At 69.1% G+C, this 21,913-nt stretch carries 25 protein-coding genes; 21 read left to right on the forward strand and 4 right to left on the reverse strand.

Annotated features, from left to right (window positions below; genetic code table 11):
- The first annotated feature begins 246 nt into the window (after positions 1 to 246).
- The 8 genes from NMI01S_RS35465 to NMI01S_RS30465 all read left to right on the forward strand — a co-directional run bounded on the left by NMI01S_RS35465 (position 247) and on the right by NMI01S_RS30465 (position 7,123).
- A complete protein-coding gene (locus NMI01S_RS35465) occupies positions 247 to 1,299 on the forward strand; it encodes an Rv0497 family membrane protein (protein WP_439956323.1) in 1,053 nt (350 codons plus the stop codon).
- Between the two features lie 14 nt (positions 1,300 to 1,313).
- The gene (locus tag NMI01S_RS30440) at positions 1,314 to 2,198 is read left to right on the forward strand and encodes a sugar phosphate isomerase/epimerase family protein (RefSeq protein WP_245717091.1); all 885 of its coding nucleotides are present in this window, start codon (positions 1,314 to 1,316) and stop codon (positions 2,196 to 2,198) included.
- 118 nt (positions 2,199 to 2,316) lie between these two features.
- A complete protein-coding gene (locus tag NMI01S_RS30445; RefSeq protein WP_084513408.1) occupies positions 2,317 to 3,207 on the forward strand; it encodes a thioesterase family protein in 891 nt (296 codons plus the stop codon).
- Between the two features lie 89 nt (positions 3,208 to 3,296).
- A complete protein-coding gene (gene proC, locus NMI01S_RS30450; protein WP_084513400.1) occupies positions 3,297 to 4,115 on the forward strand; it encodes a pyrroline-5-carboxylate reductase in 819 nt (272 codons plus the stop codon).
- A gap of 167 nt (positions 4,116 to 4,282) precedes the next feature.
- Entirely contained in the window at positions 4,283 to 4,510 is a 228-nt protein-coding gene (locus tag NMI01S_RS30455) for a helix-turn-helix domain-containing protein (RefSeq protein ID WP_030516190.1), read from the forward strand.
- Between the two features lie 230 nt (positions 4,511 to 4,740).
- Positions 4,741 to 4,842, forward strand: a complete 102-nt coding sequence (locus tag NMI01S_RS34510) for a 30S ribosomal protein bS22 (RefSeq protein ID WP_003402602.1) — start codon at positions 4,741 to 4,743, stop codon at positions 4,840 to 4,842.
- Between the two features lie 191 nt (positions 4,843 to 5,033).
- Positions 5,034 to 6,116, forward strand: coding sequence for an NAD-dependent epimerase/dehydratase family protein (locus tag NMI01S_RS30460; protein ID WP_063002210.1), 1,083 nt, complete (start codon positions 5,034 to 5,036; stop codon positions 6,114 to 6,116).
- Complete coding sequence (locus tag NMI01S_RS30465) at positions 6,113 to 7,123, forward strand: lysophospholipid acyltransferase family protein (protein WP_063002211.1); 1,011 nt, start codon at positions 6,113 to 6,115, stop codon at positions 7,121 to 7,123. The genes NMI01S_RS30460 and NMI01S_RS30465 overlap by 4 nt, the downstream gene beginning before the upstream one ends.
- A 73-nt stretch (positions 7,124 to 7,196) precedes the next feature.
- On the opposite strand, the gene NMI01S_RS30470 is transcribed toward NMI01S_RS30465, so the two are convergent.
- Both NMI01S_RS30470 and NMI01S_RS30475 read right to left on the reverse strand, forming a co-directional pair.
- Positions 7,197 to 8,234: an HAD family hydrolase gene (locus tag NMI01S_RS30470; protein WP_369974802.1), complete on the reverse strand. Its 1,038-nt coding sequence runs from the start codon at positions 8,232 to 8,234 to the stop codon at positions 7,197 to 7,199.
- An 81-nt stretch (positions 8,235 to 8,315) separates the two neighbouring features.
- Positions 8,316 to 8,576, reverse strand: a complete 261-nt coding sequence (locus tag NMI01S_RS30475; protein WP_036505996.1) for a glutaredoxin family protein — start codon at positions 8,574 to 8,576, stop codon at positions 8,316 to 8,318.
- Positions 8,577 to 8,928: 352 nt separating this feature from the next.
- Between NMI01S_RS30475 and NMI01S_RS30480 the strand changes: the two genes are divergently transcribed.
- From NMI01S_RS30480 to NMI01S_RS30495, 4 genes are all read left to right on the forward strand, one after another.
- Positions 8,929 to 9,804 (forward strand): redox-sensing transcriptional repressor Rex, encoded by an 876-nt coding sequence (locus NMI01S_RS30480; RefSeq protein WP_036506067.1) that lies wholly within the window; start codon positions 8,929 to 8,931, stop codon positions 9,802 to 9,804.
- Entirely contained in the window at positions 9,801 to 11,189 is a 1,389-nt protein-coding gene (locus NMI01S_RS30485; protein WP_063002212.1) for a glutamyl-tRNA reductase, read from the forward strand. The genes NMI01S_RS30480 and NMI01S_RS30485 overlap by 4 nt, the downstream gene beginning before the upstream one ends.
- 62 nt (positions 11,190 to 11,251) lie before the next feature.
- The gene (hemC, locus tag NMI01S_RS30490) at positions 11,252 to 12,256 is read left to right on the forward strand and encodes a hydroxymethylbilane synthase (protein WP_063002270.1); all 1,005 of its coding nucleotides are present in this window, start codon (positions 11,252 to 11,254) and stop codon (positions 12,254 to 12,256) included.
- On the forward strand, positions 12,253 to 13,815 hold the full coding sequence (locus tag NMI01S_RS30495) for a bifunctional uroporphyrinogen-III C-methyltransferase/uroporphyrinogen-III synthase (RefSeq protein WP_036505992.1): 1,563 nt from the start codon (positions 12,253 to 12,255) through the stop codon (positions 13,813 to 13,815). The genes hemC and NMI01S_RS30495 overlap by 4 nt, the downstream gene beginning before the upstream one ends.
- Positions 13,816 to 13,877: 62 nt before the next feature.
- Here NMI01S_RS30495 and NMI01S_RS30500 read toward each other — a convergent pair whose 3' ends face one another.
- The gene (locus NMI01S_RS30500; RefSeq protein ID WP_039781183.1) at positions 13,878 to 14,147 is read right to left on the reverse strand and encodes a hypothetical protein; all 270 of its coding nucleotides are present in this window, start codon (positions 14,145 to 14,147) and stop codon (positions 13,878 to 13,880) included.
- A 329-nt stretch (positions 14,148 to 14,476) separates the two neighbouring features.
- Here NMI01S_RS30500 and hemB point away from each other — a divergent pair, with 329 nt between their 5' ends.
- From hemB to NMI01S_RS30525, 5 genes are all read left to right on the forward strand, one after another.
- A complete protein-coding gene (gene hemB, locus NMI01S_RS30505) occupies positions 14,477 to 15,454 on the forward strand; it encodes a porphobilinogen synthase (protein ID WP_063002213.1) in 978 nt (325 codons plus the stop codon).
- Positions 15,451 to 15,969, forward strand: a complete 519-nt coding sequence (locus NMI01S_RS30510) for a hypothetical protein (protein WP_063002214.1) — start codon at positions 15,451 to 15,453, stop codon at positions 15,967 to 15,969. The genes hemB and NMI01S_RS30510 overlap by 4 nt, the downstream gene beginning before the upstream one ends.
- 358 nt (positions 15,970 to 16,327) lie before the next feature.
- On the forward strand, positions 16,328 to 16,990 hold the full coding sequence (mce1N, locus tag NMI01S_RS30515; protein ID WP_439956320.1) for a transport-regulating membrane protein Mce1N: 663 nt from the start codon (positions 16,328 to 16,330) through the stop codon (positions 16,988 to 16,990).
- Positions 16,987 to 17,226, forward strand: a complete 240-nt coding sequence (locus tag NMI01S_RS30520) for a hypothetical protein (protein WP_157126446.1) — start codon at positions 16,987 to 16,989, stop codon at positions 17,224 to 17,226. The genes mce1N and NMI01S_RS30520 overlap by 4 nt, the downstream gene beginning before the upstream one ends.
- 90 nt (positions 17,227 to 17,316) lie before the next feature.
- Positions 17,317 to 17,652: a hypothetical protein gene (locus NMI01S_RS30525; protein ID WP_157126447.1), complete on the forward strand. Its 336-nt coding sequence runs from the start codon at positions 17,317 to 17,319 to the stop codon at positions 17,650 to 17,652.
- Positions 17,653 to 17,684: 32 nt separating this feature from the next.
- Here NMI01S_RS30525 and NMI01S_RS30530 read toward each other — a convergent pair whose 3' ends face one another.
- Positions 17,685 to 18,068 (reverse strand): hypothetical protein, encoded by a 384-nt coding sequence (locus tag NMI01S_RS30530; protein WP_063002217.1) that lies wholly within the window; start codon positions 18,066 to 18,068, stop codon positions 17,685 to 17,687.
- A gap of 249 nt (positions 18,069 to 18,317) precedes the next feature.
- Between NMI01S_RS30530 and hemL the strand changes: the two genes are divergently transcribed.
- From hemL to NMI01S_RS30550, 4 genes are all read left to right on the forward strand, one after another.
- Complete coding sequence (gene hemL, locus NMI01S_RS30535; RefSeq protein WP_063002272.1) at positions 18,318 to 19,655, forward strand: glutamate-1-semialdehyde 2,1-aminomutase; 1,338 nt, start codon at positions 18,318 to 18,320, stop codon at positions 19,653 to 19,655.
- Positions 19,656 to 19,855: 200 nt separating this feature from the next.
- Complete coding sequence (locus tag NMI01S_RS30540) at positions 19,856 to 20,461, forward strand: histidine phosphatase family protein (RefSeq protein ID WP_051025203.1); 606 nt, start codon at positions 19,856 to 19,858, stop codon at positions 20,459 to 20,461.
- Between the two features lie 26 nt (positions 20,462 to 20,487).
- Positions 20,488 to 21,066 (forward strand): TlpA disulfide reductase family protein, encoded by a 579-nt coding sequence (locus tag NMI01S_RS30545; RefSeq protein ID WP_039781250.1) that lies wholly within the window; start codon positions 20,488 to 20,490, stop codon positions 21,064 to 21,066.
- A 20-nt stretch (positions 21,067 to 21,086) separates the two neighbouring features.
- Positions 21,087 to 21,908, forward strand: a complete 822-nt coding sequence (locus tag NMI01S_RS30550) for a cytochrome c biogenesis CcdA family protein (RefSeq protein ID WP_063002271.1) — start codon at positions 21,087 to 21,089, stop codon at positions 21,906 to 21,908.
- Positions 21,909 to 21,913 lie beyond the last annotated feature (5 nt).

Genomic DNA, 21,913 nt, shown 5'->3' on the forward strand with positions numbered 1-21,913 from the left:
CCCGCCTCGTTCGACTCGCCGGGCGGATACGGCTCGTCGCCCGAGTTCGGCGCGGGCCCCGGATTCGATGCTCCCGGATACGGCGCCCAGCCCGATTCCACCCGGCACGCCGCGCCGGAGGGCCTGCCCGCCCCGTACGGTGTGGATTCCGCGCCGGCGCCCACCGGCCGCCGCGCCCGCCGCGAACTGCGGGAGGCGCTGGCCGAGCGGGAGGCGGCGGGTTCGTTCGCCGCCCCGGAGGCGCCGGTGGATTCGGGCCGGACCGGGCGCCGGCATCGGCCGGAGCCCGACGAGCGCAACACCGTGATGGTGCCGCCGTTCCGGGGCGGGATGGGAACCGACGCCACGCCGCCGACTACTGCCTGGGCGCCGCCGCGCCCGCCCGAAACTCCTTCGCCGCACCGCGAATTCGGTGCTCCGGCGGGCCGCGAATTCGGTGCCCCCGAGTTCCCCACACCGGGCCGCGCGGACCTGCCGCGCCGCAACGGTGCGAAGCCGGGGCGCGACGGGGCCGACGCGCCCGGCGGCGGTCCCGCGGGCGGGCGCAACGGTGCCGACGCGGGCCAGGGCCTTCCCGCGTGGTCGGCCCGGCGGCGCCCGGGTGCTCCGGTTTCGGCTCCCCGTGATTTCGACGAGTCCGGACCGGGCGGCCACGAGGACGAGCCGGCCGAGGATCGGTCGCCGGGATGGTCGCTGGCCGCTCGTGAGCAGCCGCTGCTGTCCGGGCAGACCGTTGCCGGCGATCTGCTGCGCGACGCCGGAGCGCGTGAGGAGCGGCGCGAAGCCGCGGCGCGCCGGGATCGCGGGCCGCGCCGGGGGGTCATCGATCTGCTCGATCCGGCCGAGGCGCGCACCGAGTTCTACGCACCGGTCGAACTCGACGAACCCGAGGACGACTACGACGACGATCTGCTCGACGACGAGGAGATCGAGGCCGCCCCGCGCCGGCGCCGGGCCGCCCCGCGCGGATTCTCGCTGCGGGACAAACTGCCGCAGTTGAGCCGGCCGGCCGCCCGCCGTGGCTCGGTCGAGGATCTCAACCGCCGGCAGTGGATGATCCTCGGCGGCCAGGCCGTCGGCGCCGCGGTCGCGGGGATGTTGCTGTTCAAGGGCTTCGAGCAGATGTGGGACATCATGCCGTTCGTGGCCCTGGTGCTGGCGATGGTTGTGATTCTCGGTCTGGTCGCGCTGGTTCGCGTGCTGCGCCGCACCGACGACATCCTCAGCACGGTGATCGCGGTCGTTGTGGGCATCTTCGTGACACTCGGACCGCTAGCCTTTCTTCTCAGCACGAACTGAGCAGGGAGCAGCAAGTGGGGCACAGCGATCAGGTGGGGACCACCGTTCAGGTGGGATTGTCGACGGCGTCGGTCTATCCGGAGAACACCGAGGCGGCGTTCCGGTACGCCGCCGAATTGGGTTACGACGGTGTGGAACTGATGGTCTGGGCCGAACCGGCCAGCCAGAACATCGCCACCGTCCAGTCGTATGTGCGCCGGTACTCGGTGCCCGTGCTGGCGGTGCACGCGCCTTGTCTGCTGATTTCGCAGCGGGTGTGGGGCGCCGACCCGGTGGCCAAGCTCGAACGCAGTGTGCGGGCCGCGGAGTCGCTGGGGGCGGCGACCGTGGTGGTGCACCCGCCGTTCCGCTGGCAGCGGCGCTATGCGGAGGGCTTCGCGCAGCAGGTGGGCGAACTCGAGGACAGCAGCCCGGTCGTGGTCGCGGTGGAGAACATGTTCCCGATGCGCGCCGACACGCTGTTCGGGCGCCGCGCCGGCTCGGCGCGCCGGCTGGAACGCCGTGGTGGACCGGGGCTTTCGGTGACCGCGTTCAGTCCGTCCTACGATCCGACCGACACCGGCTTCCGGCATTACACGCTGGATCTGTCGCATACCGCGACCGCCGGAACGGATGCGCTGGCACTGGCCGACCGTATGGGTAGCGGTCTGGCGCATCTGCACCTGGCCGACGGCCGCGGTGCCGCGCACGACGAACACCTGATTCCCGGTGAGGGGGCGCAACCCTGTGTCGAAGTGTGTGAAGCGTTGGTGCGCAACGGTTTCCGTGGTCATGCTGTGATCGAGGTGAACACCCAGAACGCGCGGACCACCGCCGACCGCGCGGCGATGCTGGGACGGTCGCTGCGGTTCGCCCGCACCCACCTGAACAGCCTGCCGGCGCCGACGCGGCAGCATTGATCGCCCGCGACCCGGTACGGCTTCGTCACACCCGGTAGGGAATCGAGCGGGCTTCCGGCAGACTTATACGGTGTACGAGCCGGGTCGGAACCGGCCGGCCCACGGAGAGGAGCGGCGGGTGACGGAACTGGCGGTCGAGACGGTACGGCCGGAGGTGGGCGACGCACCGTTCAGCCGGGTGTGCGCGGTGACCGAGGTGGAGGCTTCCGCGGAGTTCGCGCGCTATCGCGGCGTCATCGATCCGGTGTGGACGATCGGCAAGAAGCTGCACGGCGGGACCATGATCGCCTCGTCGGCGGCCGCCGCTACAACCCGGTTGCGCACCACGCACCCCGATCTGGCCGAGATGTTCCCGATCGCGGCGAGCACCGATTTCCTCGGCGCCCCGCATCCGGGCGAGGTCGAGTACGAGGTCCGTATCCGCAAGACCGGCCGCCAGATCTGCCTGGTCGACGCCGATCTGGTCCAGGGTGGGCGCACGCTGGTGCATTCGGCGTTCACCTTCGGTCGCCTCGACGACGCGGAACCGGCCTATCGGCGCGAGACCGTGGCGGATATGCCGCCGGAGCCGCCCGCCGACGCCCTGGGATACGACGAGCCGGATTCTCCGATGGGCCGGTTGGTCAACGTCGCGCGGGGCGCGTCGGTGGCGATCGATCCGTCCTGGGCGCGGTTCCTGTCCGGCGAGCAGGGCGAGCCGCGGCTGCGCCTGTGGATTCGTCCGCGCGCCGCCGACGGCAGCGATCCGGACGTGGCCGCCTATTTCGCCATGATGGCGGGCGATATGAGTCCGCCGGTGCCGATGAATTTGGGCCGGTTCGGCTGGGCCCCGACCGTGCAGCTCACCACCTACCTGCGGCGGCGCCCCGCGCCGGGGTGGCTGCGGGTCATCGCGACCGCCCACGAGATCGGTGAGCGCATGTTCGACGAGGATCAGCTGGTGCTCGACAGCACCGGTGCGGTGGTGGCGCAGACCCGCCAGCTCGCGCTGATTCCCCTGCCGCGCTGATTCCTCTGCCGCGCTGACTCGCTGCCTCGCCGGCCCCCTGATCGCCCCTGCCCCGCGCCGCCCGCCGCGCACGGATAGCCTTGGGCCTCATGACGAGAATTGCGGTGATCGGTGGCGGACGGATCGGCGAGGCGTTGATTGCCGGGCTGCTCGAGGCCGGGCGACCGGGTAAGGATCTGGTCGTGGTCGAGATGGTGACCGCCCGCGCGCAGGTGTTGAGCGAGCGGTTCGGCATCCGGGTCACCGACAGTCTGGCCGAGGCCGCGGCCGGCGCGGACGTGCTGGTGGTCGCGGTGAAGCCGCACGATGTCGACGCCGTGCTCACCGAACTCGGCAAACTCGAACTCGACAACGACCGCGATCAGATCCTGGTGTCGCTGGCCGCCGGCGTGACCACCGCCCGGGTGGAGTCGAAGTTGCCCGCCGGATTCCCGGTGGTGCGGGTCATGCCGAACACTCCGATGCTGGTCGGCCAGGGCATGAGCGCGATCGCGGCCGGACGCTACGCCAAATCCGCCGAGCTCGATACGGTCTCGGAACTGCTGGGCGCGGTCGGCAAGGTCGTCACGGTCGCCGAGAGCCAGATGGACGCGGTGACCGCGGTGTCGGGCTCCGGGCCCGCGTACTTCTTCCTGGTGGTCGAGGCCATGGTGGAGGCCGGTGTCGGCCTCGGCCTGACCCGGGATGTGGCCACCGAACTGGTGGTGCAGACCATGCTCGGCTCGGCGGCGCTGCTGGAGGAGTCCGGCCAGGATGCCGCGGAGTTGCGTGCCGCGGTGACCTCGCCGGCGGGAACGACCGCGGCGGCCGTGCGCGAGCTCGAGCGCGGCGGCGTGCGCTCGGCGTTCTGGGAGGCGCTGCACGCGGCCAAGCGCCGCTCGGTCGAACAGGGGGCGACCGGCGAGTAACCGCGCGGTGGCCGCCGGGTGTGACGTGACATCCGCTGGTGACACTGCTATTTCTCCCACCCGTCGCAGCAATCCCACTGGTCACGCTAAGCTCGAGGGAGCACGTGCGTGTCTGTTCCGCCGGTGGGGAAGCCGGCGGCGCGGACGTGCCGGAGGTCAGTGGCGCAATGATGTCTGGAAACAGCTCTGCGAGTTCCGGTCCTGTCATCGGCGGTGGAGGAACACAGTTCCTCACCGTTGCCGAGGTGGCGAATCTGATGCGGGTTTCCAAGATGACGGTGTATCGGCTGGTTCACTCGGGAGAACTACCCGCTGTCAGAGTCGGTCGATCGTTCCGGGTACACGCCAAGGCGGTGCACGACTATCTGCAGACGTCGTACTTCGACGCCGGGTAGAGACGTGTGAACGCCGGTCGGCGGTGTCGGCGACCGGGCACATCGGTGCCCGTTTCGTTCGCCGTGGGTTGGCCCGGTACGATGAACCACCGTTGTGTTACCCGCTGCCGATCTGGGTCAGGTCGGGAGCTGAACACTGGTTGCCAGGCGGCCGCCGAGCGAACCGGAAGATGGGCGTACGTAACCGGCGTGCGTGCCGAGGGTAGAGAGAGAACGCGAGGAACAACCCTATGGGTTCTGTGATCAAGAAGCGCCGTAAGCGGATGTCGAAGAAGAAGCACCGCAAGCTGCTTCGCCGTACGCGTGTGCAGCGTCGCAAACTCGGCAAGTAAGCCTACACGCTGGAAATTAGCTGAAAGCCCGCCACCGTTTCAGGTGGCGGGCTTCGGCATTTGTTTCCGGTGACTGAAGTCATCGTTAGATCCTGGTTAATACTGTCGGCCGCCTCCGTAACAGCCGCTACTCTGGTTGACGGAACTAGCCAAGCAGGGGTGCACAGGTGGGATTCGGCGTGGGTTCAGATATGCGGGACGGGCGTACGGCTGGCCGCAATGACCAGCCGCCCACAGTTGTCCTCGTCACCGGCGCGAGCCGCTTCTTCGGCGGCAATGTCGTCACTCGGCTGGCGGCCGATCCCACGATCGAACGCGTCATCGCCGTCGATGCCCGGCTGCCCAGCCGCGATCTGCTGCGCCGGATGGGTCGCGCCGAGTTCGTCCGCGCCGATATCCGAAATCCGTTGATCCGCAAGGTGATCGACGGAAACAACGTCGACACCGTGGTACACCCCTCCGTGCTCTCCCGCCCGCCCGCCGGTGGCGGCCGCGCGGCGATGAAGGATTACAACGTCTTCGGCGCCATGCAGCTGATGGCGGTCTGTCAGAAGGCGCCCAGCGTGCGCCGCGTCGTGCTCCGGTCCTCCTCGGCGGTGTACGGTTGTGGTCCTAAGGATCCGGCGAAATTCACCGAGGAAATGAGTGCGCGCACGCCGCCGAAGGGCTGGTTCGCTCGCGATATGATCGAGGTCGAGGGTTTCGTCCGTGGAATGGCGCGTCGGCGTCCGGATATCGCCGCGGCGATCCTTCGATTTCCACCGATTGTGGGGCCGCGTCTGGCGGGCCGGGGTGTGCAGTATTTTCGCTCCCCGATCACGCCGACGATCTTCGGTCGCGACCCCCGTATGCAGCTGTTGCACGAAGAGGACGCGATCGCGGCGCTGGCGCATGCGGCGCATTCCGCACCGGGCGGCACGTTCAACGTCGCCGGGGACGGGTCGCTGGCTTTGTCGCAGGCCATCCGTCGCGCGGGTCGCGTCGAACTACCGGTGCCGATGAGTGTTTTCCAGACGGTCGGCCGGTCGTTCATGGGCCCGGTGATGCGTGAGTTCACCACCGAGCAGATCGACTACTTCCACTACGGCTGTGGATTGGACACCACGAGAATGCGCACCGAACTCGGCTTCGCACCGCGCTGGACGACGGTGCAGGCGTTCGACGACTTCATCGGGGGCGCAGCGTTGCGGCCCGTCATAGATCCGCACTGGATCGACGCTGCAGAAAACAGACTCCTCGGCCTCGTCGGGGCCGGGACGGGAGCACATCGATGAACGACGTGGCCAAAGTCATCCACCTGCACGAGACGGATTTCGAGGCCCGGCAGCGCCCCGCGTCGCGGCGTTGGCCGGTGGAGCCGGCCATGCAGCCGGTGACCTCGCTGACCGAGCGGCTGGCCGAATCGGCCGCGCCGCGCTCGCTGGGTGATCTGGTGCGGGGTGCGGTGGCCGGCGGTATTCGCAATACCGCCGATTTCGCCCGCCGCCGCCTCACCGGGGACTATCAGGTCGACGAGTTCGGTCGCGACGAACATCTGCTCCAATCGGTCATCCTGCCGACGTTGCGACCGCTGTCGGATCTGTGGTTCCGGGTGGACGTCAACGGCATCGACAACATCCCGTCCTCCGGTGGTGCGCTGGTCGTCTCCAATCACGCCGGCGTGGTGGCATTGGACGCGCTGATGCTGCAGCTGGCGGTGCACGACCGGCATCCCGCCCATCGGTCGCTGCGATTGCTGGCCGCCGATCTCGTGTTCGAGATGCCGGTGGTCGGCGGGCTGGCCCGCAAGGCCGGCCACACCCTGGCCTGCCCCGCCGACGCCGAACGGCTGCTGCGGTCGGGCGAGGTCGCGGGTGTGTTCCCCGAGGGCTTCAAGGGCATCGGCAAGCCGTATGCGGAGCGCTACAAGTTGCAGCGCTTCGGCCGCGGCGGATTCGTTTCGGCGGCGGTGAAAACCGGTGTGCCGATCATTCCGTGCTCGATCGTCGGGTCCGAGGAGATCTATCCGAAACTCGCCGATATCAAGCCGTTGGCGCGGCTGCTCGGCTTGCCGTATTTCCCGGTGACCCCGACCTTTCCGCATCTGGGACCGCTGGGCGCGATTCCGTTGCCGTCGAAGTGGACCATCGAATTCGGCGAGCCCATCGCGACCGAGGATTACACGGCCGAGGCGGCCGACGATCCGATGACGATGTTCGAGGTCACCGATCAGGTCCGCGAAACCATCCAGCAGACGCTGTACAAGCTGCTCACCAAGCGGCGCAACCCCTTCACCGGCTGACGCCGGGAGAGACGAGAAAACCGAGCCTCCTCGCCGCGGCGAGGAGGCTCGGTGATTGCTTCGGGGGACACGTTCAGCCGTGTTGTTCGCGCTTGCGGGTGAGCACGGCCGCCGCCGCGCCACCGGCCGCACCCAGCGCCAATGCCGTGGGCACACCGATCTTGGCGGCCTTGCGGCCGGTGCGGAAATCGCGAATCTCCCAGCCGCGGTTCTTGGCGACCTCGCGCAGGTCCGAATCCGGGTTGATCGCCACCGCGGTACCGGCCAGCGAGAGCATCGGCACGTCGTTGTGGCTGTCGGAATAGGCCGTGCAGCGTTTGAGATTGAGACCCTCGCGAATGGCCAGGGTGCGCACCGCATGCGCTTTACCGAGGCCGTGCAGAATATCGCCGACCAGCCGTCCGGTGAAGACGCCGTCCACACTTTCGGCGACCGTGCCCAGCGCGCCGGTCAGCCCGAGGCGTTTCGCGATGACCTGCGCGAGTTCCACCGGCGTCGCGGTCACCAGCCACACCTGCTGCCCGGCGTCCAGATGCATTTGCGCCAGCGCGCGGGTGCCGGGCCAGATCTTGTCGGCGATGATTTCGTCGTAGATTTCCTCGCCGAGTGCGGCGAGTTCGGCGGTCGAGCGGCCGGCGATGAATGACAGCGCTTTTTCCTTACCGCTGGCCATATCGCCCTGGCTTTCCTTGCCGGTGACCCGGAATTTCACCTGCTTCCAGGCCATATCGACGAGGTCCGAAGTCTTGAAATATTTCCGCGCCGCCAGGCCGCGCGCGAAGTGCACGATCGAGGCGCCCTGCACCATCGTGTTGTCCACGTCGAAAAATGCCGCCGCGGTCAGGTCGCGAGGCGGGCGCGCATGTGGCGGTAATTCCGAATCGGATTCGGCGCCAAAGGTTTCGGCCAATTCCGCGTCGTGCAGTGCGAGGGCCGCGTCGGCGCTGGCCTCACCGGCGAGGTTGGCGCGTACCTCCTCCTCGCTGGGCCCGAACGGGCTGCGCGCGATCCGCGTGAGCTGGTCCGACAGACCCTGCCCCCAGCGCGCCGGGAATTCGCCGAACCTGCCCGCGATGAAGCCCGTCCTCGCATCTTTCGATCGTTCCGGCACCAGTACCTCCGCCTGTTCGCGCGAACACTCCAACATTAGCCGAGCACAGCGTTGTCTCGACGGCTGCTCGGCGATGTGTGCTCAGCGACTCAGATCGGCCCGCAATCGCGGTTCGTCGACATCGAAGTAGCTGTGTTCACGGCCGTCGAGCAGCACCACCGGCAGCCGGTCGCCGAACTCCGCCCGCAGCGACGGGTCGGTGGCCGCCGCCGCGTCCACGTCGACGGTCGCCGGTTCCAGCCCGAAGTCCGCGCAGATGGCGCGCAGTTGGGTCAGTGCGACCGTGCACATACCGCAGCCGTCGCGGGTCAGCAAAGTCACCGAATGCGTGGCAGTACTCATATCGCCATTAAATGCCACGGCGCCGACAGACCTGCGATTAGCCGCGAATCGCCGGATTCGCGCGACGAAATCGCCGGTCCGGCGTGCCTGTACCGAAGCCCGTGCCACGGCGGTCGAATGTGAGCAGGCATTCGTGAGGCCGACGAGTGGAGAGTGACTGAATTCACCGACTTTGTGCAGGGCTTCACAAGCGGTTACGGTGGTGACACGCGACCCGCCTGCTTCTGGCGGCGGACGCAACCGCACCCCGTGTATCAATACCGATCCGATACCGATGCCTGTGCCCGGTATCGGCGGCGGACCAAGCGAAAACCCGGACACTACCCCCCGGCCGGACGAGGAGCCGAACGACGTGACAGAGCAGCATGAGACGCCGAGTGGCGTCTCCGGCAGAGCTCTGAACAGCGTTTCCGGCAAATCCATCAACAAGGACATCCCGCAGGCGACGGTGACCCGTTTGGCCACCTACCTCCGAGTGCTCGCCGTCCTGGCCGACGAGGGTGTGCTCATCGTATCGAGTGAAGAACTGGCTGTCGCGGCGGGTGTCGGTTCGGCCAAGCTCCGCAAGGATCTATCCTTCCTCGGCCCCAACGGGGTTCGCGGTGTCGGCTACGACGTGGCCAAGTTGCGCAACCGCATCGAAGACGTTCTCGGCCTGGCCGACGGCCATCGCGTGATCCTGGTCGGCGCCGGAAATCTGGGCCGGGCACTGGCCGGTTACGGCGGATTCTCGCGGCGCGGATTCACCATGGTCGGCATCTTCGACAACGATCCCGCCGTGATCGGCGCCTCGGTCGCCGGGCTGCGGGTGCTCGACACCGCCCGGCTGCGGGCCGCGGTCGCCGAACTCGCCCCCACGATCGCGGTCGTCACCGTTCCCGATGCCGCGGCCCAGGGCGTCTGCGACGAACTCGTCGCCGCCGGGGTGCAGTGCATCCTCAGCTTCTCGCCGGTGAACCTCGCGGTTCCGGCCACCGTGGAGGTCCGCCGCGTCGACCTCGCTGTCGAACTGCAGATGCTGTCGTTCGAGCGCGCTCGCAGCGCGGAACTCGAGGCCGCCGAGCCGGCCGCGACCGAGCGCGTCGCCGCGGGGGAGACCGTGCACGCGGTATCCACCCCGATCGGGCGGCGAATGGCCGGACGCGCGGCCCATCAGCCCGCACCCCGCAAGACAACCTCGCATTCGGCAACGGAGCCAACCAGCAAGGGATCGGTGGTCGCACCATGAGTGTGCTTCTCGTCGGAATTTCGCATCGCAGCGCTCCCGTGGCGGTGCTGGAGAAGGTCGCGGTCACCGAGGAGGACCGGCCCAAGCTGACCGATCGCATGCTGGCCTCCCAGCACATCTCCGAGGCGATGATCGTCTCCACCTGCAACCGCGTCGAGATCTACGCCGTGGTCGACGCCTTCCACGGTGGGCTCGCCGAGGTCGGCGATCTGCTGGCCAGGCATTCCGGTCTGCCGTTGCCCGAACTGACCAAACACGCCTACGTGCGCTACAGCGAGGCGGCGGCCGAACATCTGTTCGCGGTGGCCAGCGGCCTGGATTCGATGGTCGTCGGCGAGCAGCAGGTGCTCAGCCAGATCCGCTCGGCCTACGCCGCCGCCGATGCCCAGCAGGCCGCCGGGCGCACCCTGCACGAATTGGCCCAGCACGCCCTGCGCGTCGGCAAGCGGGTGCATTCGGAGACCGGGATCGACCGCGCGGGCGCCTCGGTGGTGTCGGTCGCGCTGGATCGCGCCGCGAACGTGCTCGGTGATCTGGTCGGCCGCACCGCGGTCGTGGTCGGCGCGGGCGCGATGGGCGGGCTGTCGGTGGCCCATCTGGCACGGGCCGGAATCGGCAGGATCATCGTGGTCAACCGCACCCTCGAGCGTGCCCAGCGGCTGGCCCACACCGCGACCACCATGCACGGCGCACCGGCGACGGCGTTGGAGCTGTCGAACCTGGTGAACGCCATGGCCGATGCCGACATCGTGATCACCAGCACCGGTGCGGTCGGTTCGGTGGTGAGCCTGGCCGACGCCCACCGCGCACTCAACGTCTCCCGTGCCGGACATCAGATGGTGATCTGCGACCTGGGACTGCCGCGCGATGTGGATCCCGCGGTGGCCGGCCTGCCCGATGTCACCGTCATCGACATGGAGACGTTGCAGCGCGATCCCGCGGCGGGTGCGGCGGCCGACGACACCAGCGCCGCGCGCGCCCTGGTCGCCGAGGAGCTCGCCAAATATCTGTCCGGCCAGCGGATGGCCGAGGTGACCCCGACCGTCGCGGCCCTGCGCCAGCGCGCGGCCGAGGTGGTCGAGGCGGAACTGATGCGGCTGGAATCCAAACTGCCCGACCTCGGCGATCCGCAGCGTGAAGAGGTGGCCCGCACGGTGCGCCGGGTGGTCGACAAACTGCTGCACGCGCCCACGGTCCGGGTCAAGCAGCTGGCCTCGGCGCCCGGCGGCGGCAGCTACGCGGAGGCGCTGCGCGAATTGTTCGAATTGAAACCCGGTGCGGCACAAGCTGTTGCGGCGCCGATGGAAATCGCGACCCTCGGCGGTGAACTGGCCGACGACTTCACCACGAGCCATCTCGGAGACGAACAGGGGCATCCGCAGTGAGCGCTGATACGGCCACCGCATTCGGGGGCGCGGCCACCGGGGTCGACACGCAGGAGCACAGCATGACGCGACGTGGCACCCCAGACGCCCCGTGGCGGATCGGCACCCGCGGTAGCGTGCTGGCACTGACCCAGGCCGGCACCGTGCGCGACGCGCTGATCGCCACCGGGCAGCACGCCGAATTGGTGATCGTGAAGACGGCGGGCGACCAGTCGTCCGACCCGGTCGAGAAGATCGGCGTCGGGGTGTTCACCGCCGCGCTGCGTGAGGAACTGGCCGCCGGGACCGTCGACATCGCGGTGCACTCCTACAAGGATCTGCCCACCGCGCCGGACCCGCGTTTCACCATCGCCGCGATCCCGCCGCGCGAGGATCCGCGTGATGCCTTGGTCGCCCGGGACGGCCTGGTGCTGGGCGAACTACCCGCCGGCTCCCGGGTCGGCACCTCCGCGCCGCGGCGTGCCGCCCAGTTGCGCGCGCTCGGACTCGGTCTCGAGATCGTGCCGTTGCGCGGCAATATCGACACCAGACTTCGCAAGGTCGCCGAGGGTGAACTCGACGCCGTGGTCGTCGCGCGGGCCGGGCTGTCCCGCGTGGACCGGCTCGGTTCGGTCACCGAGGCCCTGGAGCCCGTGCAGATGTTGCCGGCACCGGCCCAGGGGGCGCTCGCGGTCGAATGCCGCAGCGAGGAAAGCGATCTCGTCAGCATCCTGTCCACCCTCGACGATCCGGGCAGTCGCGCCACGGTCGTCGCCGAACGCGCGCTGCTCGCCGAACTGGAAGCCGGTTGCACGGCGCCGGTCGGTGCGCTCGCCGAAGTCGTCGAATCGCTCGACGACGAGGGCCGCGTGGTGGAGGAACTGTCGCTGCGCGGCGGCGCGGCGGCGATCGACGGTTCGGATGTCATCCGGGCCTCGGCGGTCGGCTCGCTCGCGAACGCAGAGCAGCTGGGCCGCGATCTGGCGCGTGAGCTCCTGGAGCTGGGGGCGCGCGACCTGCTGGCCGGCGAGGTATCCGCCGGCGCGTCCGACTTCACCAATCCCAGCCCGATGGAGAACAAGCCATGAGCCGAGCCACCAAGAAACATCCCGGTCGGATTCTGTTCGTCGGGTCGGGTCCTGGTGACCCGGCGCTGCTCACGGTCCGCGCCCGCGAGGTGCTGGGACGAGCGCGCCTGGCGTTCACCGATCCCGATGTCGACAAGGGCGTGCTGGCCATGATCGGCACCGCCGTCGAGCCGGGGCCCGACGGGGAATCCGCCGTCGACGTGCGCCCCGCGCTGGGCGAGCCGGCCGAGGTCGCGAAGACGCTGGTCCACGAGGCCCGCGCCGGACACGATGTGGTGCGGTTGGTCTCCGGCGATCCGATGACCACCGATTCGGTGATCTCCGAGGTCAACGCCGTCACCCGGTCGCATATGAACTTCGAGGTGCTGCCCGGGCTGCCGTCGGCGACCACGGTGCCGGCGTATGCCGGTATCGCGCTGGGCTCCTCGCACACCGAGGTCGACGTGCGTGGTGAGGTCGACTGGGCATCCGTCGCCGCCGCTCCCGGCCCGCTGGTGCTGCACGCCACCTCCGGCCACCTGGCCGAGACCGCGAGCGCGCTGGTCGAGCACGGCCTCGCCCCGCAGACCCCGGTGGCGGTGACCGTGCGCGGCACCACCCGCCAGCAGCGCACCATCGAGGCGACGCTGGCCACCCTGAACTCCGCCGCCTCGGAGCTGGTCGGACCGCTCGTGGTCACGGTCGGCAAGGAGGTCGAGAAGCGGTCCAAGATGTCGTGGTGGGAGTCGCGGGCGCTGTACGGCTGGACCGTGCTGGTGCCGCGCACCAAGGAGCAGGCCGGTGAGATGAGCGAGAAGCTCGTCATGCACGGCGCCATCCCGATGGAGGTTCCGACCATCGCCGTCGAGCCGCCGCGCAGCCCCGCGCAGATGGAGCGCGCGGTCAAGGGCCTGGTCGACGGGCGCTACCAGTGGGTGGTGTTCACCTCCACCAACGCCGTGCGCGCGGTGTGGGAGAAGTTCGGCGAATTCGGTTTGGACGCACGGGCTTTCTCCGGTGTGAAGATCGCGTGCGTCGGTGAGGCTACCGCCGACAAGGTGCGCTCGTTCGGTATCAACCCCGAGCTGGTGCCCAGCGGTGAGCAGTCCTCGGAGGGTCTGCTGGCCGACTTCCCGCCCTACGACGATGTTTTCGACCCGGTCAACCGCGTGCTGCTGCCGCGAGCCGATATCGCCACCGAAACGCTGGCCGAGGGTCTGCGCGACCGGGGCTGGGAGATCGACGATGTCACCGCGTACCGCACCGTGCGGGCCTCGCCGCCGCCGGCCGAAACGCGGGAGATGATCAAGACCGGCGGTTTCGACGCCGTGCTGTTCACCTCCTCGTCCACGGTCCGGAATCTGGTCGGTATCGCCGGAAAACCGCACGCGCGCACCATCGTTGCCTGCATCGGCCCCAAAACCGCCGAAACGGCCATCGAATTCGGCCTGCGCGTCGATGTCCAGCCCGAGATCGCCCAGGTCGGCCCGTTGGTCGACGCCCTGGCCGAACACGCCGCCCACCTGCGCGCCGAGGGCCTGCTGCCCCCGCCGCGCAAGAAGAGCCGCCGCAGCCGCTGAGCGGCTCGATCGGACAAGCCGCTGAGCGGCTCGATCGGCCGAGCCGCTGAGCTCGACAGCACTCACACCCGGCGCACGCGCATGAGGTCGCGCACGAGGCTGCAGGTCTTGTTCGAGGGCGGACGGATGCCGACGACCTCGGCGGTGTGCCGGATGGTCTGGTTGTCGGCGAGGTTGGCGCGGTAGACGCCGGAGTCGAGCAGGGCGATGGCCAGTCGCATGGCCTTCAGCCTGCGGTTGTGCATGACGTACCAGGAGCGCGGCCGGCCGGCCGGTAGGGGCTGTTTCAGCAGCGGCGCGTAGGGATCGATGATCGTCGGTGCGGTGGGCATGAGAATCCTCCCCTCGGATGGAGATTCGCCGGGTCGTCGGTGGGCCGAATCGAAGGCGGGACGGATATGGGCAGTCCGTCCCACCGCCGATCGATCGGTCGTGCGCCGTGGGCAGTAGCGCGCTACCGAGGCCGGTTCGACTGTTGACGAATCCCCTCGAACACATCTTCGATTCTACCGGAGGGCACCGACAAAAACCGGTCCCCGCAACGGGTTTCGGGGCGCGGCCGGGTCGCCCGCGCGTCGCCCGGAATTTGCCGGCTGTGATCCGCGCCAACCGGCCGGGAGGTGCCTGGGAGCCGGGCTTTCGCGCGGCGTATCGTGCGGTTATGACCGGAATGGACCGCCCGCGGCGGTTGCGTCGTACCCCCGCGATGCGTCGCCTCGTCGCCGAAACCACCTTGGAACCAAGGCAATTGGTACTGCCCATGTTCGTTGCCGACGGACTGGCCGAACCACGCGAGATCAGTTCGATGCCCGGCGTGTACCAGCATTCGATGGATTCGCTGCGCAAGGCCGCGGCGGAGGCGGTCGGCGCGGGCGTCGGCGGGCTCATGCTGTTCGGCGTGCCGCGTCCGGAGGACAAGGACGCGGTGGGCAGCCAGGCCAGTGCCCCGGACGGCATTCTCAACCGCGGCCTGCGCGCGCTGACCGAGGAGGTCGGCGGCGACACCGTCGTGATGGCCGATACCTGTCTGGACGAATTCACCGATCACGGGCACTGTGGGGTGCTGGCCGGCGACGGCTCCGTCGACAACGACGCGACCCTGGACCGCTACGTCGAGATGGCGCTGGCCCAGGCGGAGGCGGGCGCGGAACTGCTGGGCACCAGCGGCATGATGGACGGCCAGGTCGGCGCGATCCGCGCGGGTCTGGATGCCGCCGGCCACATCGATACCGGGATCCTCGCCTACGCGGCCAAATACGCCTCGGCGTTCTACGGCCCGTTCCGGGAGGCCGTCGGATCGTCGCTGCACGGCGATCGCCGCACCTATCAGCAGGATGCCGCGAATCGGCGCGAATCGCTGCGCGAACTCGAGCTGGACCTGGCCGAGGGTGCCGACATCGTGATGGTCAAACCGGCCATGTCGTATCTCGACATCCTGCGCGACGTCGCCGATCATTCGCCGGTTCCGGTCGCGGCGTATCAGATCTCCGGCGAGTACGCGATGATCACGGCCGCCGCCGAACGCGGCTGGATCGACCGCCGCGGCGCCATCCTCGAATCGCTTCTCGGCATCCGCCGGGCGGGCGCGGATATCGTGCTGACCTACTGGGCCACCGAGGCCGCGCACTGGCTGTCGTGAATCCGGCGACCTTGCCGGCCGAGCCCGGCATCCGAACCAGACCCGAAGATGTGCGCACCGCCTGCCAACTGTGGTGGGCGGTGGTCGCGCTCGGGGTGTTGCGGCTGATCCTCGGCGCGGTCGACCGCCTCGGCAATCGCCGCCAGGTCGCCCAGGACTTCTACGACCAGCTGCACGGCGAGCGGCCCGACTTCAGCGTGGCGCAGATGGAGCTCGTGGTCTCGATCCTCGAGGTGCTGGTCCTCACCTATGGCCTGGCCTTCGGGGTCGGCGCGGTGGCCGTGGTGCACCAGCTCGGTCGCGGGCGACTGTGGGCGCGCACGGTTGCCGATGTGGCGGCCGTGGTGCTGGTGCTCGGCGCCGTCGGGTCGATGTTCGGGCTCGGCGCGGTCGCGGGCGGCCCGGCGGTGCTGATCGGGGCCGCGGCGATATTACAGGCGGTCCTGGCCTGCGGAGCCGTATTCCTCTGCCGCAGAAAGGAATCCGAGGCTTTCTTCCGAGCGAACGGCAACTGAGACGCGAGGCCGAATTTGTCGCGTGCCGACCGGGATGTATGGTGAGAGTTGTCACAGATAGCTCGGGAACTGAAAGTCGTTGGTTGTGCGTTGTTCTTCGGATGTGGTTTTTCGGTCGGTGGTCGCATCGATCGGTCACCGCGATGAGAGCGCAGCACGGATGGCTTCGGTGGATCGGAGACATCGATGCGCGTGGTGATTCAGCAGCGACAAAGCATTCGACGCGATGTTCTGGTGATGGGACTGCTGCTGCTTTTGGCATTGCTCACCCTCGCCGGCCTGCTGCTCCCGGGGAAGGTCGGCTGACTCCGCCGCCACCCGCCCGGTCCGGCACGCGCGTCGTATTCGGAGGTCTTGCGTGAGCGACGCCCAACCCGCCGCCGTGGTGCGGCCGGATTCCGTGCTGTTCAGCGAGCCCGGCGCCCGCTGGCGCACGGTCGCCTACGGCCCGCTGCTCTGCCTGCTGGTGCTGATCCTCGAACTCGCGCTGCGGCGCGGCCCGGTGCACTGGTTCGGTCTCGCCTTCTGCGCGATTCTGCTCGCCGGCTTCGTGACCCTGCAGGTCGTGGCCGGAAAACGCCACGTCAGCGTCGAACTCACCGACTCCGCGCTGCGCGAGGGCACCGAAACGCTGCCGCTGGAGTCGATCGCGCGAGTCTTTCCCGAACACGACGAGCAGTCGTGGGACGACGATCCCTGGGAGTCCGCCCGCGCACTGGGTGAGCTGACCGGGGTGCCGCGCCGCCGTCGCGGTATCGGCTTGAAATTGCGCGACGGCGCCATGGTGCAGGCCTGGGCGCGCGATCATCAGCAGTTGCGCGCCGAGCTGAGCGCCGCACTCGATCGGCTCGCCGAGGAATCGGCTCCCGCGGCGAAGAAGTCCGCGGCGGCGGATGCTCCGGCGAAGGAGTCCGCGGCCGTGCTCGCCGCGAGCGCCGACGACGCGCAGAATTCGGTGGTGGCGTCCGGTACGGACAGCGAGGGCGACGTGGGTTCCGAGGGCAAGGAGGATGTCGCGTGATGCGCCGACTGTGGATCCTGCTCGATCTGGTGCTGGTCGTGGCCTGCGCGGTGGCCGCCGTGCCCATCTGGCGGCACGGTGTCCAGCGGACCTGGTTCGCGGCGGTGGGCGATCAGCCGGCCTTCGAGTCCACCCGCTACGTCGGTCCGTGGCTGGCGCTGGCCACCGTCCTGGTTGCCGCTGCGGGACTCGCGGCCATCGATCTGGTGGTGCGGTGCGCGGTGCGCCCGCGCTGAAACGCCTCTTCGCCACAGCCGCACCCGTTTTCGCGGCGCGTCGCCCGATAGCGGATCGAGTGTTGTGGGTATTGCCGGAAAATGAGCACCATGACGCGCACCCAGGCGGTGCGGAAATCCTCGTTCACGATTCTCGCGGCGGCAGCGATCGGTATGGCCTCGGTGGCCGTGGCCGCCGCCTCGCCTGAAAGTCCTTCGGCCGCAGGCACTTCGGCGGTCATTGTGGAGCCGGCCGGCCCGCAGGTGCCGGGCGCGGCCGGCGCGCAGAGCCCTGCGGCCGCGGTTGTCGCCGATTCGGCCGCCGTTACTCCGGTGTCGCCGCGCGCCGGGCAGGTTTCCTCACTGCTGGATCTGCTTCCCACGCCGCTGAATTGCCTGCTGTCCACCGGCTACGCCCTGCTGTGCCTGGGTGTTCCGGTTCCTTGAATCGGCGCCGCACGGGGGTCGAAGACCTTCGATCAGTGCCACTGCTGGAAGACGTCGAGCAGGCGCGTGCCGTGCGATCCGGGCACGTTCGCCATCACCACGACGCTGCCGTCCGGGTGGCTCGCCGCCTCCTCGATCACCTGCCGCAGTGAGGCGTGCACGTTGCCGTTCCGATCGTGATAAAGCTGGGTGTCCGGCTCGAGACCCGCACCGATCCGGCTCTCCGGAACGACCATCGTGACCAGTGCCGGAATCGGCCCGTCGCCCAGCGCGGCGGTCTCGTCGTGGGTGAGGATCACTCCGGCGCGCTGCTGCTCGGGCTGGACGACGGGCGTCACGGCGGCGGCCTGGGTCGCTGCCGCGACGGAGCCGACGAGGGTTGTCAACAGGGCTACTCCGAATACTGCTTTACGCATGAACCCTCCCGGCGGTGAGCGTGATGGTGGGTACGAGGTTACGCATGGGCAACCAGGCCACAACCCTTATGACAGGAAATTTACGTCGCGTGTTGCGCTGCGGGGCCTGACGGGCGGATGTGAGGAAATTCTCGGCAAACTGCTGGTCGGGCGAGTGCGAGTACAATGTGGCGGCTCGTCCTGTGGGGTGGCTCACCCCACTACACCCTGTCGTCGACCACTCCGGCGGGGGCTGCGACACTGGTGGTCGTGAGTTCTTCTCCGCGCGCGACCCAGGTAAACGTGCCGGTCTCCGCCCGACTCTTCGAACGCGCCGCCGCGATCATCCCCGGCGGTGTGAACTCGCCTGTGCGGGCCTTCAATTCGGTCGGCGGCACCCCGCGATTCATCGCTTCGGCGCGCGGGTACACGCTCACCGACGCCGACGGCAACGACTATGTGGACCTCGTGTGTTCCTGGGGGCCGATGATCCTCGGACATGCGCATCCGGCCGTCGTGGACGCGGTGCAGCGGGCCGCCACCGGTGGGCTGTCCTTCGGCGCGCCGACCGAGGCCGAGATCGAGCTGGCCGAGGCGATCGCCGCGCGGGTCGATCCGGTGCAGCGAGTGCGGCTGGTGAACTCCGGCACCGAGGCCACCATGAGCGCGGTGCGGCTGGCGCGCGGATTCACCGGGCGCAGCAAGGTCGTCAAGTTCGCGGGCTGCTATCACGGCCATGTCGACGCGCTGCTGGCCGATGCCGGCTCCGGTGTCGCCACCCTGGGTCTGCCCACCTCGCCGGGTGTGACCGGGGCGCAGGCCTCCGACACCCTCGTGCTGCCCTACAACGACCTCGAAGCCGTCGCCACGGCCTTCGCCGAATATCCGGGCCAGATCGCCGCCGTGATCACCGAGGCGGCCGCCGGCAATATGGGCGCGGTCCCGCCGCTGCCCGGCTTCAACGCCGGCCTGCGCGAGCTGACCAGCGAACACGGCGCCCTGCTGATCATGGACGAGGTGATGACCGGCTTCCGCGTGAGCGCCGCGGGCTGGTACGGCCGCGATCCGGTGGCGGGCGACCTGTACACCTTCGGCAAGGTGATGAGCGGCGGACTGCCGGCCGCGGCCTTCGGTGGCCGCGCCGAGGTCATGGACCATCTCGCGCCGATCGGGCCGGTGTATCAGGCGGGCACGCTCTCGGGTAATCCGGTGGCGGTGGCGGCCGGGCTGGCCACGCTGCGCGCCGCCGACGCGGACGTCTACGCGGCCCTCGACCGTAACGCCGACCGGCTCGGATCCCTGATCACCGAGGCTCTGACCACCGCGGGGGTCCCGCACACCGTGCAATTCGCGGGCAATATGGTGAGCGTGTTCTTCGCCGAGGGTCCGGTTACCGACTACGCCACCGCCAAGGCCACCGCCACCTGGCGTTTCCCGGCCTTCTTCCACGCGCTGCTGGAACGTGGCGTCTACGCGCCGCCGAGCCCGTTCGAGGCCTGGTTCGTCTCGGCCGCCCTCGACGAGGACGCATTCGACCGTATCGCTGCCGCTCTGCCCGCCGCCGCCGCGGCAGCCGCGGCCGCCACACCCGAAGGACCCCGCGCGTGAGCGACTCAGATCAGCTCGAATCCGTCACTGCCGCAACAGAATCCCCCTCGCACGAAGAACCGGCGTCCTCCGGTGCGGCCGCGGCGACCGGGGACACCGAATCGTCGCGGGCGCCCGTCCCCGGCTCGGGAGCCGATGCCGGCAAGGTGCCCTCGCTTCCCGGTGACGTCGCCTCGGATACCGAGACGATCGTGCACGTGATGCGCCACGGCGAGGTGCACAACCCCAAGGGCATCCTCTACGGCCGCCTGCCCGGCTTCAGTCTTTCGGTGACCGGCCGTTCGCAGGCGGCGACGGTCGCGCGCACCCTCGCCGACCACGACATCGCCCTGGTCGTCGCCTCGCCGCTGCAGCGCGCCCAGGAGACCGCCGCGCCGATCGCCGGACAGCACGGGCTGATCGTGCGCACCGACGACAACCTCATCGAGGCCGGCAACACCTTCGAGGGTCTGCGGGTGTCGGTCGGTGACGGTGCCTTGCGCAAGCCGCGGCACTGGTGGAAGCTGCGCGATCCGTTCACCCCGTCGTGGGGGGAGCCGTATCTGCAGATCGCGCATCGCATGCTCGCCGCCGTGAACAAGGCGCGGGTGGAGGCGGCCGGGCACGAGGCGGTGGTGGTCTCGCATCAGCTGCCGGTGTGGACGTTGCGGCGCTTCCTGGAGGGCAAGCGGCTGTGGCACGATCCGCGGCAGCGGCAGTGTTCACTGGCTTCGCTGACTTCGCTTGTGTACCAAGGCGATACGTTGATCGACATCGTCTACTCCGAGCCTTCCGGCGGCTCGGATCCCAGGGTGACCGGGGCGTGAGCGGGGCGGTCCGGCGTCTGCTGCCGATGCTGCTGGCCTGCGTGGCGGTCGTCGCCGCGCTGGCCGGTTGTTCGTCGGGTAACGACGCGGTCGCCCAGGGCGGCACCTTCGATTTCGTCTCACCCGGTGGCAAGACCGATATCCGGTACGACCCGCCGGCCGCCCGCGGCACGATCGGTCACCTCTCGGGACCGAATCTGCTGACCGGCAAGACCGTCTCGGTCGACGACTTCCCGAATCAGGTCGTCGTGCTGAACCTCTGGGGGCAGTGGTGTGGGCCGTGCCGGGCCGAAGCGCCCGCGCTGGAACAGGTCTACGAACAGTCCAAGGACAAGGGCGTCGCCTTCCTGGGGATCAATGTGCGTGATCCGCAACAGGACAAGGCGCGCGACTTCGTGACCGACAATCACGTCGGCTATCCCTCCATCTACGACCCCGAGATGCGCAGCCTGCTGGCGCTCGGGGGCAAATTCCCCACCAGCGTCATCCCCACCACGCTGGTGCTGGATCGGCAGCATCGCGTCGCCGCGGTCTTCCTGCGGTCGTTGCTGGCCGAGGATCTGCTGCCGGTGGTGAATCAGGTCGCGCAGGAGGGCCGGCAGTGACGGCGTCGGCCTCCCCGGCGGTGCCGGCATTGGCTTCGGTCGGCGAATCGTTCCAGCAGACCGCGGCCACCGGACCGCTGCTGCTGGCGTTGGGCGCCTGCCTGCTCGCTGGGCTGGTCTCGTTCGCGTCGCCGTGCGTGGTGCCGCTGGTGCCGGGATATCTGTCGTATCTGGCCGGGCTCGTGGGGGCCGAAGCGCCGCCGGTCACCGTCGGCGAGGCCCAGGGTAAGAGCGCGGCCGTCGCGCTGCGCACCGGGCGGATGCGCGTGGCGGGTGCGGCGGGACTGTTCGTCGCCGGTTTCACCGTGGTGTTCGTGCTGGCCTCGGCCACGGTCTTCGGGGTCATCCAGACCTTGAACGTCAATCGTGAACTGCTGCAACGCATCGGCGGCGTGGTGACGATCGTGATGGGGCTGGTGTTCCTCGGCTTGGTGCCGATGTTGCAGCGCGACACCAGAATGCATCCGCGCCGGCTCACCGGAATCGTCGGCGCACCGCTGCTGGGCGCCGTGTTCGCCCTCGGCTGGACGCCGTGCCTGGGTCCGACGCTCTCCGGCGTGATGGCCGTATCCGCCGGCACCGAGGGAGCGACGGCCGCCCGGGGTGTCGCCCTGATCGTGGCGTACTGCCTCGGTCTCGGTCTGCCGTTCGTGATTCTCGCGTTCGGGTCGGCCACCGCGCTGCGCGGAGTCGGCTGGCTCCGGCGCAATTCGCGCACCATCCAGATCATCGGCGGCGTACTGCTGGTCGTGGTCGGCATCGCACTGGTCACCGGGATGTGGGATCAGTTCGTCGGATGGATCCGCAATGTATTCGTCTCCCAGGTAACCCTGCCGATCTGAGCCCC

Source organism: Nocardia mikamii NBRC 108933 (assembly GCF_001613505.1).
Classification (GTDB): Bacteria; Actinomycetota; Actinomycetes; order Mycobacteriales; family Mycobacteriaceae; genus Nocardia; species Nocardia mikamii.

Excerpts from the sequence above, each read along its gene's own strand:
- proC (WP_084513400.1), top strand. The coding sequence starts at position 3,297 with ATGACGAGAATTGCGGTGATCGGTGGCGGACGGATCGGCGAGGCGTTG.
- NMI01S_RS30455 (WP_030516190.1), top strand. The coding sequence starts at position 4,283 with ATGATGTCTGGAAACAGCTCTGCGAGTTCCGGTCCTGTCATCGGCGGT.
- NMI01S_RS34510 (WP_003402602.1), top strand. The coding sequence starts at position 4,741 with ATGGGTTCTGTGATCAAGAAGCGCCGTAAGCGGATGTCGAAGAAGAAG.
- NMI01S_RS30460 (WP_063002210.1), top strand. The coding sequence starts at position 5,034 with ATGCGGGACGGGCGTACGGCTGGCCGCAATGACCAGCCGCCCACAGTT.
- NMI01S_RS30465 (WP_063002211.1), top strand. The coding sequence starts at position 6,113 with ATGAACGACGTGGCCAAAGTCATCCACCTGCACGAGACGGATTTCGAG.
- NMI01S_RS30475 (WP_036505996.1), bottom strand. The coding sequence starts at position 8,576 with ATGAGTACTGCCACGCATTCGGTGACTTTGCTGACCCGCGACGGCTGC.
- NMI01S_RS30485 (WP_063002212.1), top strand. The coding sequence starts at position 9,801 with ATGAGTGTGCTTCTCGTCGGAATTTCGCATCGCAGCGCTCCCGTGGCG.
- hemC (WP_063002270.1), top strand. The coding sequence starts at position 11,252 with ATGACGCGACGTGGCACCCCAGACGCCCCGTGGCGGATCGGCACCCGC.
- NMI01S_RS30495 (WP_036505992.1), top strand. The coding sequence starts at position 12,253 with ATGAGCCGAGCCACCAAGAAACATCCCGGTCGGATTCTGTTCGTCGGG.
- NMI01S_RS30500 (WP_039781183.1), bottom strand. The coding sequence starts at position 14,147 with ATGCCCACCGCACCGACGATCATCGATCCCTACGCGCCGCTGCTGAAA.
- hemB (WP_063002213.1), top strand. The coding sequence starts at position 14,477 with ATGACCGGAATGGACCGCCCGCGGCGGTTGCGTCGTACCCCCGCGATG.
- NMI01S_RS30525 (WP_157126447.1), top strand. The coding sequence starts at position 17,317 with ATGACGCGCACCCAGGCGGTGCGGAAATCCTCGTTCACGATTCTCGCG.
- NMI01S_RS30530 (WP_063002217.1), bottom strand. The coding sequence starts at position 18,068 with ATGCGTAAAGCAGTATTCGGAGTAGCCCTGTTGACAACCCTCGTCGGC.
- NMI01S_RS30540 (WP_051025203.1), top strand. The coding sequence starts at position 19,856 with ATGCGCCACGGCGAGGTGCACAACCCCAAGGGCATCCTCTACGGCCGC.
- NMI01S_RS30545 (WP_039781250.1), top strand. The coding sequence starts at position 20,488 with ATGCTGCTGGCCTGCGTGGCGGTCGTCGCCGCGCTGGCCGGTTGTTCG.